At 42.3% G+C, this 21860-nt stretch carries 23 protein-coding genes; 15 read left to right on the top strand and 8 right to left on the bottom strand.

The window, feature by feature from the left end:
* Nucleotides 1-163: 163 nt before the first annotated feature.
* Complete coding sequence (locus ACNAZ4_RS12340; protein ID WP_415814791.1) at nt 164-1435, bottom strand: FtsW/RodA/SpoVE family cell cycle protein; 1272 nt, start codon at nt 1433-1435, stop codon at nt 164-166.
* Complete coding sequence (locus ACNAZ4_RS12335) at nt 1426-1770, bottom strand: PadR family transcriptional regulator (protein WP_415814789.1); 345 nt, start codon at nt 1768-1770, stop codon at nt 1426-1428. Before ACNAZ4_RS12335 ends, ACNAZ4_RS12340 begins: the two co-directional genes overlap by 10 nt.
* Before the next feature lie 421 nt (nt 1771-2191).
* Here ACNAZ4_RS12335 and ACNAZ4_RS12330 point away from each other — a divergent pair, with 421 nt between their 5' ends.
* Both ACNAZ4_RS12330 and ACNAZ4_RS12325 read left to right on the top strand, forming a co-directional pair.
* Complete coding sequence (locus ACNAZ4_RS12330; protein WP_415814787.1) at nt 2192-3463, top strand: IS110 family RNA-guided transposase; 1272 nt, start codon at nt 2192-2194, stop codon at nt 3461-3463.
* Between the two features lie 494 nt (nt 3464-3957).
* Nucleotides 3958-4272, top strand: a complete 315-nt coding sequence (locus tag ACNAZ4_RS12325; protein WP_415814785.1) for a putative quinol monooxygenase — start codon at nt 3958-3960, stop codon at nt 4270-4272.
* Nucleotides 4273-4862: 590 nt separating this feature from the next.
* Here the strand turns inward: ACNAZ4_RS12325 and ACNAZ4_RS12320 are convergent.
* Entirely contained in the window at nt 4863-5171 is a 309-nt protein-coding gene (locus tag ACNAZ4_RS12320; protein WP_415814783.1) for an LAGLIDADG family homing endonuclease, read from the bottom strand.
* Between the two features lie 131 nt (nt 5172-5302).
* Here ACNAZ4_RS12320 and ACNAZ4_RS12315 point away from each other — a divergent pair, with 131 nt between their 5' ends.
* The 8 genes from ACNAZ4_RS12315 to ACNAZ4_RS12280 all read left to right on the top strand — a co-directional run bounded on the left by ACNAZ4_RS12315 (nt 5303) and on the right by ACNAZ4_RS12280 (nt 13783).
* Nucleotides 5303-6220: a hypothetical protein gene (locus ACNAZ4_RS12315; RefSeq protein WP_415814781.1), complete on the top strand. Its 918-nt coding sequence runs from the start codon at nt 5303-5305 to the stop codon at nt 6218-6220.
* Nucleotides 6221-6260: 40 nt separating this feature from the next.
* Nucleotides 6261-7427, top strand: coding sequence for a glycoside hydrolase family 25 domain-containing protein (locus ACNAZ4_RS12310; RefSeq protein ID WP_415814779.1), 1167 nt, complete (start codon nt 6261-6263; stop codon nt 7425-7427).
* A gap of 219 nt (nt 7428-7646) precedes the next feature.
* Nucleotides 7647-8087 carry a GNAT family N-acetyltransferase gene (locus ACNAZ4_RS12305; protein WP_415814777.1) on the top strand — a complete coding sequence of 147 codons (441 nt, stop codon included), beginning with the start codon at nt 7647-7649 and terminating at the stop codon, nt 8085-8087.
* A 129-nt stretch (nt 8088-8216) separates the two neighbouring features.
* Nucleotides 8217-8648, top strand: a complete 432-nt coding sequence (locus tag ACNAZ4_RS12300) for a hypothetical protein (RefSeq protein WP_415814776.1) — start codon at nt 8217-8219, stop codon at nt 8646-8648.
* A 152-nt stretch (nt 8649-8800) separates the two neighbouring features.
* Nucleotides 8801-10237: a 4-hydroxyphenylacetate 3-monooxygenase, oxygenase component gene (gene hpaB / locus ACNAZ4_RS12295; protein WP_415814774.1), complete on the top strand. Its 1437-nt coding sequence runs from the start codon at nt 8801-8803 to the stop codon at nt 10235-10237.
* Nucleotides 10238-10620: 383 nt separating this feature from the next.
* A complete protein-coding gene (locus ACNAZ4_RS12290; protein ID WP_415814772.1) occupies nt 10621-11598 on the top strand; it encodes a glycosyltransferase in 978 nt (325 codons plus the stop codon).
* On the top strand, nt 11571-12764 hold the full coding sequence (locus ACNAZ4_RS12285; protein ID WP_415814770.1) for a hypothetical protein: 1194 nt from the start codon (nt 11571-11573) through the stop codon (nt 12762-12764). The genes ACNAZ4_RS12290 and ACNAZ4_RS12285 overlap by 28 nt, the downstream gene beginning before the upstream one ends.
* A gap of 2 nt (nt 12765-12766) precedes the next feature.
* Nucleotides 12767-13783, top strand: a complete 1017-nt coding sequence (locus ACNAZ4_RS12280) for an NAD-dependent epimerase (RefSeq protein ID WP_415814768.1) — start codon at nt 12767-12769, stop codon at nt 13781-13783.
* 34 nt (nt 13784-13817) lie between these two features.
* Here ACNAZ4_RS12280 and ACNAZ4_RS12275 read toward each other — a convergent pair whose 3' ends face one another.
* Nucleotides 13818-14546 carry a YwaF family protein gene (locus ACNAZ4_RS12275; RefSeq protein WP_415814766.1) on the bottom strand — a complete coding sequence of 243 codons (729 nt, stop codon included), beginning with the start codon at nt 14544-14546 and terminating at the stop codon, nt 13818-13820.
* 509 nt (nt 14547-15055) lie between these two features.
* On the opposite strand from ACNAZ4_RS12275, the gene ACNAZ4_RS12270 reads away from it, so the two are divergent.
* A complete protein-coding gene (locus ACNAZ4_RS12270; RefSeq protein WP_415814764.1) occupies nt 15056-15619 on the top strand; it encodes an FAD-dependent oxidoreductase in 564 nt (187 codons plus the stop codon).
* Nucleotides 15620-15677: 58 nt separating this feature from the next.
* On the opposite strand, the gene ACNAZ4_RS12265 is transcribed toward ACNAZ4_RS12270, so the two are convergent.
* The 4 genes from ACNAZ4_RS12265 to ACNAZ4_RS12250 all read right to left on the bottom strand — a co-directional run bounded on the left by ACNAZ4_RS12265 (nt 15678) and on the right by ACNAZ4_RS12250 (nt 17130).
* Entirely contained in the window at nt 15678-15944 is a 267-nt protein-coding gene (locus tag ACNAZ4_RS12265; RefSeq protein ID WP_415814763.1) for a DUF2188 domain-containing protein, read from the bottom strand.
* A 113-nt stretch (nt 15945-16057) separates the two neighbouring features.
* A complete protein-coding gene (locus ACNAZ4_RS12260; RefSeq protein WP_415814761.1) occupies nt 16058-16498 on the bottom strand; it encodes an Hsp20/alpha crystallin family protein in 441 nt (146 codons plus the stop codon).
* Between the two features lie 23 nt (nt 16499-16521).
* Nucleotides 16522-16764, bottom strand: a complete 243-nt coding sequence (locus ACNAZ4_RS12255) for a spore germination protein (RefSeq protein WP_415814759.1) — start codon at nt 16762-16764, stop codon at nt 16522-16524.
* A 96-nt stretch (nt 16765-16860) separates the two neighbouring features.
* Complete coding sequence (locus tag ACNAZ4_RS12250) at nt 16861-17130, bottom strand: spore germination protein (RefSeq protein ID WP_415814757.1); 270 nt, start codon at nt 17128-17130, stop codon at nt 16861-16863.
* Between the two features lie 223 nt (nt 17131-17353).
* Between ACNAZ4_RS12250 and ACNAZ4_RS12245 the strand changes: the two genes are divergently transcribed.
* The 4 genes from ACNAZ4_RS12245 to ACNAZ4_RS12230 all read left to right on the top strand — a co-directional run bounded on the left by ACNAZ4_RS12245 (nt 17354) and on the right by ACNAZ4_RS12230 (nt 21842).
* The gene (locus tag ACNAZ4_RS12245; protein ID WP_415814756.1) at nt 17354-17623 is read left to right on the top strand and encodes a hypothetical protein; all 270 of its coding nucleotides are present in this window, start codon (nt 17354-17356) and stop codon (nt 17621-17623) included.
* Between the two features lie 76 nt (nt 17624-17699).
* Nucleotides 17700-18128, top strand: coding sequence for a cell wall hydrolase (locus tag ACNAZ4_RS12240; protein WP_415814755.1), 429 nt, complete (start codon nt 17700-17702; stop codon nt 18126-18128).
* 137 nt (nt 18129-18265) lie between these two features.
* Complete coding sequence (locus ACNAZ4_RS12235; RefSeq protein WP_415814754.1) at nt 18266-18721, top strand: MarR family winged helix-turn-helix transcriptional regulator; 456 nt, start codon at nt 18266-18268, stop codon at nt 18719-18721.
* A 1-nt stretch (nt 18722) separates the two neighbouring features.
* A complete protein-coding gene (locus ACNAZ4_RS12230; RefSeq protein ID WP_415814752.1) occupies nt 18723-21842 on the top strand; it encodes an MMPL family transporter in 3120 nt (1039 codons plus the stop codon).
* Nucleotides 21843-21860 lie beyond the last annotated feature (18 nt).

Here is a 21860-nt window from a genome sequence, read left to right as displayed (position 1 = left end):
AATAGGTAATTAAAGACCGCACCGGTAAGAACGGTTTGAGTATAAAGGATCTGGCACTTTTTTATCACTAATAAAGTAGTCCATTAAAAAATCTCAGACCGGCAAATAGTCTGAGATTTTTAGTAATGGCTTCTTGCAGCATTGAATCCAGTATGGGTTGCTTCTAATTGCTTTGCGGACCGTCAGTCAAGGAAACTGTCTCCTTGTTTTTTCGTCTTTTATATACGCTTAGAATCAGTCCTGCGGATATCATCTCCAGCAATAAATGTGAACCTCCATAACTCATGAATGGTACGGGTACACCAGTCAGTGGAGATAAACCGAGATTCGTTAGTAGGCTTAGTATAAACTGAGCTGAAAAGACTGTTGCCAATCCTGTAATTAGCAATTTTCCATAAGGGGGATTCACACTTTTGGCGGTAATCGATATTCTACAAATAAAAAATATAACCAGAGCTAAAGCCGTGATTGCGGCTAGCCACCCAAACGAATAGATGATGTATGCCAAGATAAAATCTGTATGGACCTCAGAAATGAAACTTGGGGTCACCTGAAGGGCACTTCCTATAAAATAAGCGTCACCTATTTTAAGATCTGTATAGGAGGTTACCATGGAGGATCTCTGAGAAAGAGACAGCAGATTCCAGATGGGCCATATAGAAGCAACAACTGCGAATGTTATAGTTAGCTTAAGGCTGGCCCTTGACGTATGCATGATTGCAGCACATACAATGATGCTAATAGTAGTAGCTGCGAAGGCTCCTGTAGTCGCCATTAATAAAATTGGTATTGACATAATACCTATTCCAAACCAAGACTTTCGATTATCCTTCCAATCCCAGGAATGAAACATTCCAGCAAAGGCAATGACCAAAAGGAATGGAGTGACTTCGGTAAAATTAATAGTGGCAAAGCCTACATTTAAAAATGGCACATCATCGACTCTAACACCAATGAGAACGGTCAATAAAAGTATGAGGATTGTTGCCGCATAAAAGTGCTTGGAGTATTTCATCAATCTTCTGTAATCAAACATAAACAGGCTTAGCATGAGCACGACACCCAACGAGTAGAAGCTAAGACTTTTATTGAAAACTTTCAGTTCTTGAAGCTCTGTAAAAGCCGAATGGAATTGCAAATAATACATAACCAGTAGCCCAAATAGAGAAGCTGTCAGCACTGGCAGCAACATTTTCACATCCATAGGGGCTTTGTGTGTTTTGTTAAGCTGCTTTCCCAAAACTACCGCATCTCCCATACGTGCTAAAGCTTGATCTATAGCCTCTTCTTCTGAAAGTCCTGTACTCATGGCCTCCTCTTTGAGCGTATGAAGGTGATCGTTAATTTCCAGTTTTATATGGGCATGTACATCCTTATTTTTTACCCGTTTACACAAATCTCTCATATACATTTCAAACTTATTATCTAATCCCATACGATTTTCTCCCCACTTAAAACTTCGTCAACAGCATTCTTGAAGACGTACCATTCTTCTTTTTTTTCTTGAATAAATTCTTTGCCCTGGTTATTAATCTTGTAATATTTCCTCTTTCTCTTTCCGGTCCCTTCGCCCCAGTAAGATACAATTAATTCTTTTTCCTCAAGGCTGTGAAGGATGGGATAGATCGTGCCTTCCTTAAAACTAAAAATTCCATTAGACTTCGATTCCAGTTCTTTGATAATTTCATAGCCGTACATTGGTTTAGAATTAAGCAAACTCAAAATAAGAGTAGTGGTACTACCCTTTAGCAATTCTTTGCTTATCTTCATAAACAGTCCACCTCCCGAATACTTAGTAAATCTATGCATAGTTATTATATGTATAATTTATGATATAAATTAATTCCTGTCAATATGTCTATAAAGAAAAACGGCATGTTTTATATAACGAAGATCCAATAAGAGCACATTCTTTTCATAAGTTGCTTTTAATAGTCGAATGTGGTCTCAGTAAAGAAAGGTATAACAAACAATAAGAATTCCTATCAGATATGATATTTATGTTTGTGAAGCAAACATCGCTTATTCAACAATCAGGTGCGATAGCAGAACAAGGCTATCGCTTCTTCAACTATTGAGGCAGGTTAGCATTCCTGTAGATCGCTATTTTTGAGCTTTGAAAAAAACAGGGCTCCTCAGTAAGATATGAGTAAGACACGACTCTAACTCAAACTTAGGAGGAACCCTTACTATGAAGTTTAAAATGCAGGACAAACAAAATCAACTAATAGAAAGAATAACGGATAAACATCTTGTGATTGGTGTGGATATTGCACAACAGTTTCACGTAGCCAGAGCAGTGAATTTCCGTGGGATTGTCGTCGGAGATCCAATCACTTTTCCAAACAACGAAGAGGGATTTTCATCCCTGTTAATCTGGATTAATAACCTTAAAAGATTACATAAACTTGAGGCTGCCATAGTTGGTATGGAACCTACCGGTCATTATTGGATTAACCTTTCTAAATGGCTGATGAAACAAGATATTGAGGTAGTGACAGTTAACCCTCATTTGGTGAAAAGAAATAAAGAAAACCGTGATAATACCCAATCAAAGAGTGATAAAAAAGACGCTCTTGTAATAGCTGATATGGTGAAGAACGGTTACTACGCTTTTGTAAGGAATACTTCTGAGTCGTTTGAAAAGCTCAGGGTACTCATGTCAAATCGGGATGTCATTGTTAAGAGGCTTGTAAGCTCGATTAATCAATTGAATCGCTGGGTGGATATTGTCTTCCCCGAGCTTAGACAAGTATTTAAAGACATCACTGCTAAAGGAGCCATCGCAACACTTCGGCTTTTCCCATCTCCAATGGAACTGGGTTCCATGAAGCCTGAAGAGATCGTGGCCGGATGGAAGTCACTCATGAAGCGGCAGCCTGGATTAAAGAAAGCCTATTTACTCCTCAATGTAGCCAGGAAAGTTGGTACAAGACAAGCATTAGATGCTTATAAATTTCATCTTGAGCAATTACTCGAAGAGTATGACCTTGCGATTCAACAACTTGAAAGAGTTGAACTGGCAATTAAGGATGAACTACCTAAAATTCCTTTCGCAAATAAGTTGCTTATGATTAAGGGAATTAGTGAAATTTCGTTGGCTGGTATATTAGGGGAAGCAGGAGATTTAAGTGGTTTTTCACACGGCAATTCTCTACTTCGCCATGCAGGACTGCATCTCGCTGAAGCTAGATCAGGGAAGTGGAAAGGGCAAATTGTCATTTCCAAGCGTGGAAGATCAAGGCTGAGGCGATTCCTTTATTTAGCCACTATGAGCCTAGTGATGAACAACCCGGAATTCAAAGCCATTCACTCCAACAATGTTAAAGTCAAGAAAATGAAAAAGATGAAATCTATTATGAAATTAGTTGGTAAGTTGGCCAGAATATTTGTAGGAATAGCGCGTAAAAACGAATCGTATTGTTCCAAGAAAGTTCAACCATTTACGGAGTTGGCAGCGTAGGTAAATCAATCGTTAGTTCTCGAAGAGAGCCCTTGGATCGAGTGTTGGCTTATTCGCAGGATTTCAAATATGTACGGAGTACCAGGTTTCTTGAACAAAAGGGCACTGACCCATCAGGTTAGCAAAACTGGCCTCCACCCCTTGGATAGGCATGACGAAGGAATGAGAGGGCAATTGACCCGTTGAGACATGGGAGGGAAAGCCTCCAAGGGCTGGCGTGGAGAAGTACATCATATGGTAGAATATGGAGTATGAACCTACTCCTCTATTTAACTATGTCTTCACGTAGCCATTTGTCCAAAATCTACTCCTTTTAATTTAGAAATATATATCAATGGAGGATGAAATCCTGCGAATAAGCGAGCATTCGTGAGTAAACCGTATTTAACTGAGGGAGTTCAAGAAGCTTTGAATGGTTTTATTTATAGGAATAATAGGATAAGCGTGTTTAGATATAGAAATACTTAACAGGTGACAAAATTAAGGAGGATGGTATGAGCAAATTTAGTTTACTTAACAAGTTTTTGGTACAAGAAGGCGAAAAAGAAAAAATGGTTGATATTCTGTTAGAAGCGGCAGAATCAATGAAGGATCTGGATGAATGTGAAATTTATCTTGTGAATATTTCAGAGAATGAACCAAGTTCTGTTTATGTTTATGAAGTGTGGGCTAATGAAGATGCACATCAAGCATCTCTAAGTCTTGAAGCTACCCAAACATTAATAAGTCGCGCGAAACCAATTATTACTGGTATAGAAAGAATCAGCACCCTAATAACAAAAGGTGGGAAGGGCATTTCATCTAATTAGAATTAAACTTCATAAATTAGAACTGGCTGTCATTTTGGCAGCTTTTTTCTTATTCAAAGCAAAGATTGTGAACGAATGTATTTAAACAAACGGGCGCTTTAGTTGAAGAACAAAATTTAATAATGATTAAGAGAATCGCAAAATTCGCAAATCTTTTAGTCTTTTTGAACATTTGTTATAAGAGGGCTTTCTACAGCTATATTAATAAAAAAGTGTTGGTATTTAATGGATGGAGTAAATTGAGAGATATTCCATTACACTGACCTAAACCTAACGGGCTATTGGCAGACCATGCCGGGGGTTTGTTGAATAGGAACTTCTAGTCATATGCGGCCTAGTATACAAATTAATTTCCATTTATAGATAATTATAATGGTAAAAAATAAAATCTAATCTGTATATGGAGGTTGAATAGATTTGAATACAAAGCTGTGGTAGTTAATACATGATACATAGTTAGGAAGTTTTTATATAGAGGCAGATGCCCAGTTAAATAGACGGGGGAAAGAGGATGGGAAGTAGTTGCAATTTTAAAAAGGAGATGAACTTTTCTATACGCTTATGCGGGAATTAATCGTTGAATAAGCGAACTAGAAATAAATAATACCCTTTCCAAAAAATTTGTTTTTAATGTTTAATGTATACGAGGATTTGTGTTTTTCTGGTCTATAATTCTTTTTATTATTTATTACCCCACCAATTAAAGACTGGACATATAGCAAAAGTTCTTTATCTGTTGAAGCAATAGTAAGCGTTGGTCTACGATGTTCCTTTTCATGCATCCTTGTTAAAGTAATGCTGCCCTCACCATCTATAATACCTGCAATATAGCTTGCTTCCCAAACTTCATCTTCGACAATACAAATAGTCCCATATCCAAGGAAAATGGACTCAACCATAATAGTAATCAGCTTGGGTTAAAAGCACTCTTTCGTTTTAACGGAGCCAGCAACCGACAAAAAATTGTATAACTCTGTCGAATCCTCTCCATGGAAGTGATGAATCCCTGCTTCTGAAAGGGGGTGAGATAGTGCGCATCCGGCATGTTATTCTGATGGGTGTATTTTTAGGAGCGGCCTCTTTCTTTCCGGTTAATGCATTTGCTGAGAAAAATGGTTCAGCCGGTCAACCGGCACCTCAAATCCCTGAAGTATATACTCAAGTTATACATATAGCAGATTCTCCAGAGGCCACGAATAAAGAAATCTCCGTTAATCCTGATAGCGTAAATAAGAAGCCAGAACAGGCGGGTCAGAAACCAGTTCAGAAACCAGTTCAGAAACCAGTTCAGAAGCCTGATTCCCAGCCAGCCCAACCGATTAAATCTGTTGAAAAGTTACCAGACAAGATGGATAGGAGTAATGAAAAGGTTTTTCCTTCTATAAAAAAGAAGCTAAAGGCTGGCAAACCTCCTGAACCTCCTGGAATGCGGAAAGGCCAGGCACCGAGTCAAGCAAAGCCAAAAGTTGTCACTGCTGAGTTTACTAAGGCGTCTAAGGTTCAAGCTCCAAGTAAAAGGAGTTACGAGGGAGATGAATATAGCCATATTCCAGGCGGAACTAGTGCCAAGCCAGAGACTTTTACAAAAAATGAAAAGCCTTGCATTTCAAAAAAGAAACGCAGTTCTCTTCATTTGGCGAAGGAACTTTTAATAGAGGACAAACATGAAACTCCTTCTGGCAATAAGAAGAATCCTAGATTCATTGAGATCATGATTAATCCTCCACCACGAACGCAAACGCCTGGAGAACAATCAAATGAGCAAATCAGCACAGGGGCAGGTCCGACAAGTTTTATTGCAGGTGTGTTTGACTGGAATGAATACTATGGTGGGAACCGTGGCCGCATCTATAATTCCCGGCAGGCTGATTACTTACATCAATGGATCAATGCTCCACCTTCCCCACCGCCAGAGGCAGCTCCTTTTTTCTTAACGTTTACTGCTTAATTAGCTAAAAAAAACGATAGTAAAAGGGAGCAAAATGAGAATGAAAAATATAAAGAAACTGGTAAAAACTTTCGTCGCAACCACAGTAATGTCATTTGGTATTATTTCAGGAAGCCATTTCACTGAAGCTGCTGCATCTGATCAAGCAAGAACAGAACCTGTAAAAGCTGTTCAAGCAAACAGCCCGCAGAATCTCAAGGGAAGTGAAAAAGCATTTTCTGTCACTTCGGCAACTCCTAAAAAGGCTGAGGCCACTGTTCAGCCTAAGACAGATACAAAGTCGGAGGTAGTAACTGCGCCTAAAGCAGAAACAAAGCCCGAGGTCATTGCACCTAAAGCAGAAGCAAAGTCTCAGACTGATGATCAGCCTAAAACAGCAGAAAAGACTGTCGATCCTTCACAGTCTAAAAACGCTGAAGCCCAGCTAAAGAAAGAAAATAAAATCAGCAAATCGCAGGCAGGTTTGCATGCAAGTGAAACGGCTAGATCGCATGCTGCCGCAAATTCAGCAATTTTCGCAAATAGCCCAACAGAAGAAAAGACCGAAACTGAAGTTCAAACGGAATATTATTATGGGACTGATTCAGCTACGTCTATACCAAATCCTGCAGGGAATGATTTTTATCTTGGGAAGTTGGGATATGGCAGCGTGGTTCAATTTGACGCAGGCACAGGCAGCGGAAAATTCTTCAGCAGTACCAAAGCAGAGAATGCTACATATGTATACGGTTACTGGTTTTTAACCGGTATGCAACAGGCACCGGCAGGTATCTCTGCAAGTGAGTTTGGAGTGCAGCAGGCAAAATTGGCCCTAGATACCTATGAAGCTATGAAAAGTGTTTATGGCTCGAAAGTAAGACCTGTTATCTTTATTGATGTAGAACCGGCTTTAACTGGAACAAAAGAGTATGACTATGCAAACAATCAGGCGATCTATACCGCTTTTGTCAATTATCTGAATCAATATGGGGAAGGCGTTAAGCCTGGTACCTATTCCTCAAAATGGAGCTGGGAAGTTTCAATGGGGGAATTTTCGCCAATCACTCCGGGAGCTTATTGGCTTGCCTATTACCCTGGTGATATTCCTGAAGATTTAACAATCAGCAATCCAGACTGGGGCAATTTCCCGGGAACAACCGAAAAGGCACAAATTTGGCAGTATTATGGCGGATATAATGACTATAATGTAGCCTGGAAACTTCCTTAAGATCTATAAATCTTTCAAAACCCTAAGCCTAACTTTCCCTTAAGGGGAAACTTAGGCTTTTTGCTGTTTCTGCTTCGATTGCGGACTTTCGTAAATTAAAAGGACGTTTCAAACTCCCACTATAGCTTGTCTTTTTATTTTCTGTACACCATGACAAACACTCGTTTCATGTTTTTGCTATATATTAAAACATAATATTTTTGAATCGAGGTATGTTGAATGGCAATCAAAAGAGCAACTCAGGAAGAGGCGAACCATCTTATTCAGCTGTCCGGGAAAGTGATGAAGGAAAGCTCGATGGGATATGCTGAAAATAGTGTGCATAATGCTTATAACCTTTTTATGCCCGTAATTCAAAATGGGGGCTATTTTCTTATCGATATAGAACAACGCAAGCTGAGGGGATGGATTCTACTGGTTACAGACTTGAATCCTGCGAAGGGTCAGGTCATGGGGAATTTGCTAAGTGTATACGTATTCCCAAAGTACAGAAAGTCGGGTGTCGCCCGGGAACTTACGGTAGCGGCGATTAATGAGTTTAAGGCGCTTGGGATAAAAACAATCCAGCTTAATGTGTTCAATGGAAATCCTTCCAGAATACTTTGTGAAAGCTTAGGGTTTGAACCTGTGTCGACGGTGATGGAATTGAATATCCCATAATAAGTTCGTTAACTGTTCATGGGATTAATTGCTCCTCTTGTTCCACCATTTCAGTTATTTTGAAGGCAGCTGGCCCAGACAAAGTAGGCAAATCATGCATAAACATGGCATAAGAGGAGGTTTTTAAATATGCATCCATATGTAAATGGTTTTCATCGAAATGATTATAGATTTGGCGCTGGTCTTGGCTGGTTGCCGTTTTTGGGCGGTTTAGCGGGTGGTTTCCTTGGCGGGGCTTTGGCAGCTCCCCGTCCATTGCCGCCACCTTTTGGATATCTTGGAGCAGGCTTTGCCGGAGGAGGTTACTTTCCACCTGGCGGATATCCTGGCCCAGGATTTGGCGGCTACCCGGGTGGCAATATAGGAGGCTACCCAGGTGGTTATGGCGGTTATCCGGGAGTGGGGGCAGGCTATCCAGGTTCTGCTGCAACCGGCTACCCAATGGCACCAGGCGGAGCTGGATACCAAGCAGATGGCTATCCATTCTACGGAAATTCAAATTTAGATTCATTCGGCTCTGGATATCCGGAAAATGCTAATAAAGCCCTTTCTAAATTTTAGCGAATGAAAAAAGGCCTCAATTGAGGTCTTTTTTCATTTTATTCATATCAAGCCGTAACCAGCTTCTTTTCATAATCCATGCAATACTGCCAAAAAACATGAATAGGTATAGGCATGACGGTAAAACAGCGATAAGAGTCAGGAGTGAGGAAATGCCTGCAATCAATGGAAGACAGATGAAAGAAAGAATCCGGAATTTAAACAGCACTATTTGGTTTGATGGACAGACAATTACTGGAGACATCACAGCACATCCTGCATTTAAAGGGGTGATCGGCAGCAAGGCCCGTCTGTATGATTTTCAGTTGGAAGAGGAAAATCTGGAGCTAATGACATATCGGTCAGCATCTACAGGTGACAGGGTTGGCAGGTCTTTTCATCCACCTGTCAAAAAAGAAGATCTGGAACTCAGGAGGCTTGCCGCCCAGGAGTGGGCCAAGCTGACAGGGGGAATGATGGGAAGGACCCCTGATTACATGAATACAGCTTTAATGGCTCTTAGTGCCTCTGCCGAAGTGTTTAAAGGGAAAAACAAACTAGGGCTTAATATACAATCCATTTATGAAAACGCAAGGGAGAAGGACCTTACGCTATCCCATACTTACGTTACCCCACAGGTGAATCGTTCGCTTGGGTATTTTGAAGATAAGGAAAAGCCTATTGCCGCTCGTGTAGTCAAGGAGTCCTCGGAAGGGATTTATATAAAAGGTGCACGGCTATTGGCGACACAGGGAGGAATCACCGACGAGCTGCTGGTTTTGCCTGCTGGCGGGAAACTCATCGAAGACGATTATGTTCACGCCTTTTCGATTCCAAGCAGTGCTGAAAATTTAAAATTTGTCTGCCGGGAATCCTTCGTTTATAGTGAATCTCATTTTGACCATCCGCTTGGATCCAGATTTGAAGAAATGGATACCATGGTGATTTTCGATAACACCTTTGTGCCGTGGGAAAGGGTATTCCTGTACAAGGACATAGGTGCCGCCATGAGTCTATTCAGTGAGACAAATTTTAATACATTTTTATATCATCAAGCCCTATCCAGGCAGCTAACGAAATCCCAGTTATTCTTAGGGACTGCGCAACTAATCTCGGAAACAATCGGTATCGATGAGTACCAGCATGTAAAAGAAAAAATCAGTGAAATTATTTGTGGTATTGAAATGATGAAAGGTCTTCTTTTATCATCGGAAATGCAGGCACAACAAAACCAAGCTGGCTTGATGGTGCCTGATGAGAATCCCCTTATGGTTGCAAGTGTGATGTACCCGAAGCTTTATCCAAGGTTTGTTGAAATCCTGCAGTTGCTTGGAGCAAGCGGAATCGTTACAATCCCTACAATTAACGACTTCAATTCCGATGTAAGAAAGGATTTGGACCATTATCTGCAGGGAGCTGATACAGCTGCTAAGGAGAGAGTTCAGTTTTTCAGGCTTGCATGGGATATGTGCTCAAGTGCTTTTGCAGGAAGGGAAACCATCTACGAACGATTCTTCTTTGGTGATCCGGCAAGACTTTCGGTTGGGTTATATAATCACTATAACAAGAAGCCATCGGCAGACTTGGTGGCCAGTTTATTGAAAGGTTAGTTGGTCATTAAAGAAGTGATATAACACTTATGGGTAACTGTTGTTTTTTCCTCGATCAGATGTAAGCTCAGAGAACAATCTCTGGGCTCTTTTGCAATTTACCAAAATCATTGTGAGCTGCCCGCATCTTTGTTAGTTTATCCGGGGCAAATCCCTGAATGATGAATTCCATTCTGAAAAATTAATTCTTTGCCCCTCTGTCCATGTCGTCCCTTTCAGGATCTGCATACTCTACACTGACATGCATATTCGATGGAAAGGAGAAGATAGATTTGCCGACAGCGATGCATTTAAATTTACGTCTGGATCCTACGCAATACATTCCCCAGATACGTCATGTCCCCGGTTATGACTATATCCATTTAGTGCGGGACCCCAAATATATGACGGATCTTTCTCTTTTGAATGAAAAGGTCCATTATCTGAGTGAAATTTTTTCACCTAAAGAATTTGTGAACAAACATAATATTTCGCTTCTGCATGCCCATCATGGACAATTAGGGATTTTATTGCTGCCGTTTAAAGAAAAAACAAAGCTCCCTTTAGTGACCAGTATCCGCGGCAGGGACGCAACATTAGGGAAGCAGCCGGTTGGCTATTTAGAAAATATGAGAATGCTATTTGAAAAAGGTGACCTATTCTTTCCTGTGTGCCAGTACTTAGCTGACCGGATCATTTCCTGGGGATGCCCGCCCGAAAAAGTCAAAGTACTATATGGCGGGGTCGATTTATCCAAATATCACTACAGGGCCCCGGCATTAGAGGGTTCACAGGCGATTCTTACTGTAGGCAGGTTAGTTGAAAAAAAGGGCCATCCAGTCTTAATGAAAGCATTTAGCAAAATAAGCGGTAAATTTCCTTTGGCTACCCTGACAATAATCGGCAGAGGGGAAATGAAGGGTGAACTTGAATCACTGGCAGCTCAACTGAATTTAGGAGATTCTTTCCGGCTGCTGGATCATCTTCATAAAGATGAAGTCCGGAAGCGTATGGCAGAAGCTGATTTGTTTTGTGCAGCCAGCCTGGAAGCATCGAATGGAGATCTTGAAGGCATACCCAATACGTTGAAAGAGGCAATGGCACTTGGTGTACCTGTGGTCTCCACCAATCATGCAGGCATTCCTGAGTTGATCACCCATAAACAAGAAGGATTCTTAGTTGGAGAAAACAGTGTAGATGAGCTTGCGGAGGCTCTCGAATTTATGTTAAGCCATAGGGCATTGTGGCGGGATTATACAATTGCCGCAAGAAAGAAAGTCGAACAGCTTTTTGATGAAAAGAAGCAGCTCCAGCTGCAAGCTCAGTATTACGATGAATTGTTAGGAGGAAGACCATGCAGTTTTTTGAATCTATTAATCTAAACCAAAGTGCTGAAAAAATTGATATTGATGCCAGCCGGGACTATCCAATAGTCAGCAGGGGGCCCAAAAGTGTGATTTTTAAAATATCCCATGAACATTGTTTGAAAGTCTACACAAACATGGATCAGCTTAAGCTGGAGGCGGATGGCCTGTATGCGGCCCAGGATTTCTCCTTTATACCAAAGTTATATAGAGTCGGGCCGAATTTTATGATCAGAGAATTCTATGATGCGCCAACCCTAAAGGATTATCTTAAGAATTGTACGTACCTTCCTGAAAATATCGCTATAAACCTTCTGACAATCGTAAAGGGCATGAAAAAAGCAAAATTAATGATGGGCAGTGACCCATTGGATCATATCTTTGTTACTGGGAATGAGGAGTTAAAATTAATCAGTCCCATTAAAGACAATGGTAATTCTCCCATTCCTCTTTCCTTGCTCAATGACTTGAAGGGAATTTTACTGCAGGATTCATTTTTGTCACATGTGAAAAAACTGGACCCGAGTCTATATAATAAATGGAAGGTGTTTTTAATGGAAAATCCGGTGGATTATAAGAGATTTACTGATAACACTGAAGAAAAATATGAGAATTTAACACACAATCTAATAGGTCAAGGGCGTCAGGGTGCAGTCTATCGGGTTGATGAAGAAAAATGTGTAAAAATTTATCCAAAACAAAGTCACTTTCTTAAAGAAAGGGAGGTTCTACTGTCAAGTCAGCACCTTTCTTTTATTCCTAAAGTCTATGAAACAGGTCCAAATTATATTTTAATGGAATACTTGCAGGGACCGGATTTAAATACGTTTTTAAAGAAACAATCGAAACTGCAGGAAGAAGTCACAATCAATCTGCTTAAGATGCTGGAATCCATGATGGATTCAGGTTTTACGAAAATCGATGCACCATTAAGGCATATATTTATCACGGGGCAGGGGTTCAAGTTAATCGACCATGTATATTCATTTTCCAAAAAACAAAAACGCCCGCTTGAATTATTCAGAAACCTGCATGAAAGGAAATTCCTCGATTCTTTTCTGGAACAGGTCAAAGCGCTCAACCCGAAACTCTATGCAGAGTGGACAAATAAGCCAATACCTCTTACAAAAGAAGAAGCGGAAGAAGAGGTTAAAATGATTAGAAAAAAAGAGAAGGGCCAGTGAACATGAAGATATTGGTAACGGGTGCTGCAGGATTTATCGGCTTCCATGTTTCAGGTCGTTTATTAGCCGAGGGATATGAGGTGATCGGTGCAGATAACCTGAATGATTATTATGATGTGACATTGAAGAAAGAGCGATTAAACATTTTAGAAAAAATGCCAGGCTTCCTTTTTTTAAAATTGAATTTGGAGGATGCCAGTTCGCTTCAATCCATTTTTGAAAATCACTCAATTGACATTGTCATCAATCTGGCTGCTCAAGCTGGAGTCCGTTACAGCATCACCCATCCTCATGCATATGTCGAATCCAATATCACCGGTTTTTTAAATGTTTTAGAGGCTTGCAGGAACTATAGTGTAAAACATTTAATATATGCTTCTTCAAGTTCAGTTTATGGCGCGAACGGGAAGGTTCCTTTTTCTACATCAGACCCTATCGATCATCCCGTAAGTATGTACGCGGCCTCAAAAAAAGCCAATGAATTAATGGCTCATACCTATAGTCATTTATATAATATTCCAACTACCGGCCTTCGTTTTTTTACTGTTTATGGACCATGGGGTCGACCGGATATGGCCTATTACTCATTCACAAGAGACATTATCGAGGGAAAGAAAATCAAAGTGTTCAATCATGGCGATATGAAAAGGGACTTTACTTTTATTGATGATATAGTAGAAGGAATCATCAGGCTGGTTAATCGCCCGCCATCGCCTGATCCTGATTGGGATCCTCAAAATCCTGAACCAAGCTCAAGCTATGCTCCCTATAAAATTTATAACATAGGTAACAACCATCCGGTAAAGTTAACAGAGTTCATCCAAATATTGGAGAAGCTGATCGGCAAAAAAGCAAAAACGGAATTCCTGCCAATGCAGCCAGGGGATGTAAAGGAGACGTTTGCCGATATATCTGATTTACAGCAGGAAATAGGCTTTTCCCCAGCTACACCATTGGAGGCAGGGCTAAAACATTTTGTTGAATGGTATAAAAGTTTTCATTTGAAAGATAAATCGTAAATCCTGAATTCACTGGCACATGAAAGCATTCCTTCTACTTTGAAGGTAATGCTTTTTTTGATCTCACCCAAAACGGAAGATATAAGATCAAAAAGGTAATGAACGCAATGACTTCTAAAGAAAGGATATACCACGGCCAAGGTCCGAGATAGTCAATCAGCGATGGATTGACCGGCTTTTCGGAAATGTACATATAATTTCCCTCAATCAGGAAGTTGACGATAAAAATGAGTAATGTGTATCCATTCAACCACAGAAGTGCTTTCCAAATAGATTTGCCGGTCGGTCTGTAACCTTCCACAAATACCATGAACAGATTCGCGATGACCGTGCCGCCATGTGAAACAAAAAAATGGATATAACGGTAGTGCGGAAAGGTATACAGGCTGATATCCGGTGTAAGCATAGCCTGGAGGGCGCTTCCTACGCCGACAAAGTAAGTGAATTCAAACAATGCATAACGTTTATTCAAAAGGAGAATGGCTGAAAGAATAAGGGAAATGCTGCTGAGGTGCAGGGGCAGGGAGTATTGGTAAGCCCAATGATCGCTCCACCAAAGCCAGGCTTGCAGACTTACTTCTGAAAGGATTAAAATCGAGAACATGCCAATTCTGGCAGCACGATTAATCCCGGGTTTTCTCAAGCGTATACGAAAAAAGAATAATAAGAAAATAAATAACAGAAAAACTGTGAGAGTAATAATATGAGTGGGTGAAAATAGCTGAAAGACATATTCTTCGCCTGGCTCAAAATATTGGCTCATACCCCGTTCTCCATTCTTAAAAAGTGTGTTTTTGCAGCTTGCTTCCTCTAACATTAACATATAAAAGCATATGCATTCCAAAACAAAAACAGCCTCGAACACAGATCTAAAGTTTTAGCTTTCGATTGTCCCCTGGCTCAAATAAGCGGTAATCACCAAAATGGAAGCTGGAATGGCGCCGGCATAAATGCGGATATCGTTTCTTAATTAATACCTGAGAAAATTTCTCGTCCCAGCCGAAAAGGTGCGAGCGTAGCTACACCTACTGGGAAAGACAGCAGCAATCCGAAGGCCTGCGATAATAAAAGGCATTGCCAGAAAAAGCTGGACTTTGGGCAATAGTTGAAAATACGTCATCCGATTCCATGCCCAGCTTCACTGATGTACCGGTCGACCTGCTGCAGGAAAACATAGGTATTCCGGAACCAAACTACTAGTTTTAAAATATTCGCTTATAGAAAGAAGTTTGATATTATTAAAGTGAACTAAAAAAAAGGAGGAATTTTCCTATGTATGATGTAGCAATTATCGGAGCAGGCCCTGCAGGGGGAAGCGCAGCGATTTTCGCAGCAAAGGCTGGAAAGAAAACAATTGTGCTGGACAACAATAAAAGCGTAACGAAGCGTGCATGGATGGAGAACCATTACGGCGCTCCTGAAATCGCTGGTCCTGACTTAGTTGAAACTGGCATCAAGCAGGCAAAAAAATTTGGTGCAGAGTTCGTTGAAACCACTGTGACTTCTGTAAGCAAAACAGACAGCGGCGTTAAAGTCGTAACAGAAAACGGCGAGTATGAAGCAACGTATGTCATCATCGCTTCTGGCATGATGACTGATGTAGCTGAAGCATCAGGCCTTGCAACGAAAGATGGCACAGAGCCAAGAATCAAGACGATTTTCGATGTTGATGCGGCCGGAAAAACAAATGTTGAAGGTGTTTGGGCTGCAGGCACTTGCGCAGGCGTCAGCATGCACACAATTATCACAGCTGGCGATGGCGCGAAGGTTGCCATCAATGTCATCAGTGAACTGAATGGCGAGCGTTATGTAGACCATGATGTTTTAAAAGCTTAAATATCAAAAGCCTTGCAGTAGTCTGCAAGGCTTTTATACTCGTAATGGTTCAGCAACTCTAGTTGCTATAATTAAACTGATCCTCAATTTTCCCGTCTTCATCGTGAATATATGCCATTGAGCCGGCTTCTTCAGCCATTCGTTTGGCTTCATCTACAGCCTCGGATTTTGAGCCTGAAGTAAATTCAGGGTCATCTTGGCCCTCTTTTTTGACAGCCCACCCCTCTTCATCATGGGGTACGGCATGGTATCTTGCTTCATCTGTTCCTGCGCGGTCCTTGAAGTATTCCTCACGTTCCATACTATCTTTCTTGTTTTCAGCCATCTTAATCCCTCCTTGGTTTTTGGGTTTGCACCTGTTAAAGGTATTAAGATTTTACCCGCAAAAAACAATCAAAAACGCGCCTTGACAGTATGGATATTTTTGGCGGAGCATACTCAGAGGATTCTGATATCTTCCTGTCTGTCTGCAGTTCCAACAGCTTGTCGCGGGTAGGTCACCTGTAAGATCCCATCTTGGAAGGTGGATTGAATGAACCTTGTCTCGGTAGGTTCGGGAAGAGGGATCAGGCGCTCAAATTCACCATAAAACCTTTCCCTTTTGACCTCCATATCAGCAGGAAACAAAACTCTCGAAATCCCCTTCACCACCAGAGTATCTCCCTGTCTTAGAGCGACGGAGAGATCGCTCCTGCTTAAGCCGGGAATCTCAATGATCAGGCAGATGGCTGAATCATTTTTGTAGATATCATATAATGGGAAATCATCAGCATGGACTACTCTCTCCGGAATACCATGATTGAATAACCCACGCCAAAAATCATCTTTTTGGTATTTATTCGTCAACTCGAGCCACATTTTCACTTTTTCCATATCCATGTCATGGCCCTCCCAATGAAGATCTAAATTTGATTCGAAATAGGTGCAGAAGGGTTGGCAATTTGATCCTGGTCACTGACATCCGGATCAAAAATCCCGGTATTCTGTAAAGAAGATGATGGAGAGAAATCACCGAGAGAAAAATTGACACCGAAGTTCTTGAGATTAGACGTGTGGCTATTATGAACTGTCGGCCCTATATCCAGGTTTCCGTTTTGGGCGATTCCATTGACTTTGATATTAAAAACATTAATTTGGTAAGGCATCGAAAACCTCCTTATCAATACTAAATGCTGCCAAAAACATATTTCATTTTAAAATTTCGTTTTTTACACGGATTCTCCTTTGTATTCCAAAGGAGACTAAATGATGGGCTCATCAATAGGGGCCAGGGGGACGCCCTGATAGGTGGAATCCGCTGTTGCAATCGCAGCTTGATCATTTAGATCCGGATCAATATAGACATTATCCATCAATGCTTCCGTTGGTGACGCATCACCAAAAGACGAATTCATTCCCTGGGACTTATCATTGGCTGTATGGCTGTTATGGATGGCAGATCCAATGGTGATGGAGCCATTTCCCGAAACGCTGTTAACTTTGAAATAAAAGAGGTTAATCGTGACTGGCATAGCATTTCATCCTTATTCCGTCTTTGAGGTACTATATGCAGTCATTGGCCCAAATGTTCTCTTATATTCAGGGAGCATGTTTTTTAAAAAATGGACAAATACCTATAAAATTTTTTTGAGCAAGGATATACACCCAGGAAAGTTCTTTGTATTTGCATAATCTTTAGTAACCTTAAAAAAGGGACATTTCTTGCAGTTAATGAAAATAGAGGAGGTAAATGCAATGGATGCTTCTAACCAGGTGCCATTCAATCAAAATGATTTAAGGTTTGGCCGATTTGGCTTTGGCAGGCCGTTTGGTTTTGGCAGGCCATTTTTTGGCCGTCCATTTTTCGGAAGACCGTTTTGGGGAGGGCCTTTCTTCGGAGGACCATTTTTAGGGGGGCTGGCTGCGGGATTGATTGGTGCAGCGCTATTCAGTCCATACTATGGGTATGGATATGGTTATCCATACTATGCGCCATACCCATACTATGCTCCATATTATTGGTGATTCAGATAAACAATATTAGGTGATAGCACAAGCCATTCAGAAATAAGATGTAATATTAAACAGTGGAGGTTTTGCCATGGCAGTTGTAAAGCATACCGAGCAAGATATCAACCTGTTGGCGAGACTTCTGAGAGCAGAAGGTGAGAGCGAAGGCCAGCAGGGAATGCTGATGATCGGAAATGTGGGAATCAACCGGATCAGGGGGAATTGTTCCGACTTTATCGGACTAAGGACGATTCCGCAGATGATTTACCAGGAACATGCATTTGAAGCTGTCCAGAAGGGCTATTTTTACCAGAGGGCCAGGGAAGTGGAAAAGCGGCTTGCGAGGCGCGCGGTGAAAGGTGAACGATTATGGCCGTCCAAATTCGCTCTCTGGTATTTCCGGCCGTCCGGCGACTGTCCTCCTACGTGGTATAATCAGCCGCTCGCCGGCCGTTTCAAGCTCCACTGTTTCTATGAGCCGACTGGAGAAGAGTGTGAAAACATCTACAATACATTTTAAGAGGCTGCCAAATCCGTTTGGCAGTCGTTTTTTTTCTTGACAGTAAAATCAATCAGGAATAAAGTTAAATAGGTTAATAGTTAAATAGTTTAACAATTAAACAGTGGAATGATTTAAGGCGAGGTGAATACATATCTATGTGTGAAAAATCTATCAAGGATTTAGTGGACCACTATATCCATGTTTCATTTTCGGTCAACAAGATTGCCGAGGGAATGGTCAAGGAAGAAATCGGTTCAGACCTGACGAACGACCAGCACTATACATTGCGCTATATCAACAAAGCGGGCTCCTGCACTTCATCCGAGCTGGCTGAAGTGTTTGATGTGAAAAAAAGCGCGATCACCGCAATCATTACCCGTTTGTGGGAAAAGGGCCTTATCCTGAGAACAAGGGATGAAAATGACCGGCGTCTGGTCTATCTGACTTTGACTGACAAGGGAAATGAACTGTTCCAAAAGACGGAGGAGCGGATCCAGGCCCTGGTGGAATCGATTATCACCGAGTTTGACCAGGACGAAATCGTCCAGTTCCTTAAGACATACAACAAGCTGAATGAAATTTTAATAGAAAGAAAGAGCAGGGTGGAATAACGTGAACTTCATTATCAAGCAGAAATGGTTAGTCATTATTGCGTGGATTCTTGTGGCTGCAGGTATGTTCATGGCTGCGCCGAATATGGCGGAGCTTGTCCGGGAAAAAGGGCAGATCACCGTGCCTGACGAATACTCCTCTACACTGGCCGGCAAAATCATGGAAGAGGTCAGGGAGCAGGAAGGAGGAGGCGATGAGACACAGGTCGCACTCGTCTTCCACAGCGAGAAAAAATTGACAAAGGCAGAAATCAAGGAAGCGGAAAAAGCGATCCGTGAGCTTGAAAAAAATCGTGACGAAATCGGGATCACCAATATCCTGACACACTTCAATCAGGACAGCCTGAAGGAACAGCTTGTCTCTGAGGATGGGAAGTCAATCCTGTCCTCGGTAACAATCAGCTGGAACGACCGCGAACCGGCTGAAGTGAGGAAACTGCTCTATGACACGATTGAGGATGTTGACGTCGACCACTACTATACGAGCCAGTGGCTGATCAACGAGGATTTGATGACCAGTTCGGAAGAAGGATTGAAAAAGACAGAGGGAATCACGGTTGTCTTTATTCTTGTCGTGCTTCTCCTTGTGTTCAGGTCCGTCATCGCTCCGATCATTCCATTGCTGACAGTCGGCATGGCTTATCTGGTTTCACAGTCGATCGTATCGGTGCTGGTTGATCGATTCGATTTCCCGCTCTCAAACTATACGCAGATTTTCCTTGTGGCGGTATTGTTCGGGATTGGAACGGACTACTGTATTTTGCTGCTCAGCCGTTTTAAGGAAGAGCTGGGGCATCATGAAAGTATCCCGGCAGCGATTGTTGCAACCTACAAAAATGCAGGGCGCACCGTATTTTTCAGCGGGATCGCGGTGATGATCGGCTTTGCCGCAATTGGTTTCTCGCAATTCATTTTATATCAATCCGCTGCCGCAGTAGCAATCGGAGTCGCCATGCTTTTGATTGGATTATTCACTATTGTCCCGTTTTTCATGGCGTTATTGGGGCAAAAGATTTTCTGGCCGTCAAAACAGAGCGCAGAGCATGGTGAAAGCAAGCTATGGGGCACGGTCGGCAGATTTTCACTGGCACGTCCATTCCTGAGCCTGCTGATTGTCGCAGCTGTTTGTGTACCCTTCCTCGCGGCTTATGATGGGGAATTGAGCTACAATTCATTGGATGAAATCAGCGGTGACGTGAACTCAATCAAGGCCTTCAATGCGATTGCCGGCAGCTTCGGCCCAGGCGAATCGATGCCGACCCAGATCATTTTGAAAAATGACGAAAGAATGGATTCGGCCGAATACATTGAGCTCGCTGAAAAAATCAGCACCGAGCTGAAAAAAGTCGATATGGTCGATACAGTCCGTTCAGTCACCAGGCCAACAGGTGAGCCAATCGAAGACTTCTTTGTCTCCAAGCAGGCTGAAACCCTCGGTTCAGGACTTGGTGAAGGAAAAGAAGGACTAGATAAAATCAGCGAAGGACTTCATGAGGCAGAAACCGAATTGTCAAAGTCAGCTCCAGAACTCGAAGGGGCCTCTGACGGGATTAACGAACTGATCAATGGAACAACTGCTATTAAATCTGGCCTTGGGGAAATCCAGACTAACCTCGCAAAAATTGAGGACGGCATTCGCAAGGGTTCTGCGGGATCTGATCAGATTCAGGCAGGGTTGGCGGAAGCAAAGGCGGGAGCCGAGGCATTGCTGGCTGGATATAAGGAGCTGCAGGGCAAATATGTAGAAATGCAGACTGGCTTGTCAGAACTTGAAGCGGGATACAAGCAGGCAGGTGATGGTATTGCCAAACTATCCGGTGGTATCTCTCAGACCAATGGCCAGCTCTTTGGCTATTTAGAAAATAGAGATGAAACATTAGCAGAAGACCAAAAATACCAGGAAATAAAAGGCCAGCTCACTTATATGCAGACTGAACTTGCAAAAGCCTCAGCAGGTCTGGAGAAACTTAATAAGGTAATGCCGCAGCTTACTGGCGGCATGGCCCAAGCAAGCGAAGCATTTGCAGGAGCACTTGCCAAGCAGGCTGGATTCGGTCCTGGCCTCCAACAGCTGATCGACGGAATCGAAAAGCAGCAGGCAGGATTGAATCAGCTTGCTGACGGCCAGGGGAAAATCGTGGATAATTTCCCTAAGCTGACAAATGGGTTGACTGGAATCAATGCGGGCCAACAGCAGCTTCTGGCTGGTTTTGGCGGATTGGGTACCCAGTTGGATCAGCTGACTAACGGACTCAGCCAGAGCACGGATGGGCTGAATCAGGTTTCTGAAGGGCTTGGTTCCGCGCAGGAGTACCTGGAAGGCCTGGCAAGCTCTGATTCCAATGGTTTTTACCTGCCTGAGGATGTCCTCGAAAGTGAGGACTTCGCACAGGTATTCGATGTCTATTTTTCAAAAGACCGAAAAGTCATGACGATGGATGTCATCTTTGAAGCGAACCCTTACTCAAATAAAGCGATGGCACAGATTCCTGAACTTAAGGAAGCAGTTGAGCGCGCAACGAAGGGGACGAAGCTTGAAAATGCCGATGTAGCCGTGGGCGGGATCACGAGCACGAATGCGGACCTTGATACGATGTCCGGCCAGGATTACACCCGCACGGTGATTTTGATGCTGCTTGGCATCGGTATCATCCTTGTGTTCCTGTTCCGCTCGATCATCATGCCGATTTATATTATCGGATCATTGATTTTAACGTATTATACTTCAATGGCCATCAATGAAGTCATCTATGTCGATATCCTCGGATACTCAGGCATCAGCTGGGCGGTACCGTTTTTCGCCTTTGTCATCCTTGTTGCCCTTGGCGTCGACTACAGTATCTTCCTGATGGACCGTTTCAATGAATATAAGGATCTCTCCATCTCAGCAGCGATGCTGCTTTCAATGAAAAAGATGGGAACGGTCATCATCTCGGCAGCCGTCATCCTCGGCGGAACGTTCGCTGCGATGATGCCTTCAGGAATGATGTCATTGCTGCAAATTGCCTCGATCCTGCTCGCAGGATTGTTCCTGTACGCGTTCATCATGCTGCCGCTGTTCATCCCGGTACTGGTGAAGAACTTTGGCGAAGCAAACTGGTGGCCGTTTAAAAGAGCATAAATGAAAAGAGGCAGCCGA

It is taken from the genome of Mesobacillus thioparans, from assembly GCF_965138835.1.
Classification (GTDB): Bacteria; Bacillota; Bacilli; order Bacillales; family Cytobacillaceae; genus Mesobacillus; species Mesobacillus thioparans.
The sequence above is the reverse complement of the archived record's forward strand: the minus strand, read 5'-3'. Positions and strand labels throughout refer to the sequence as shown.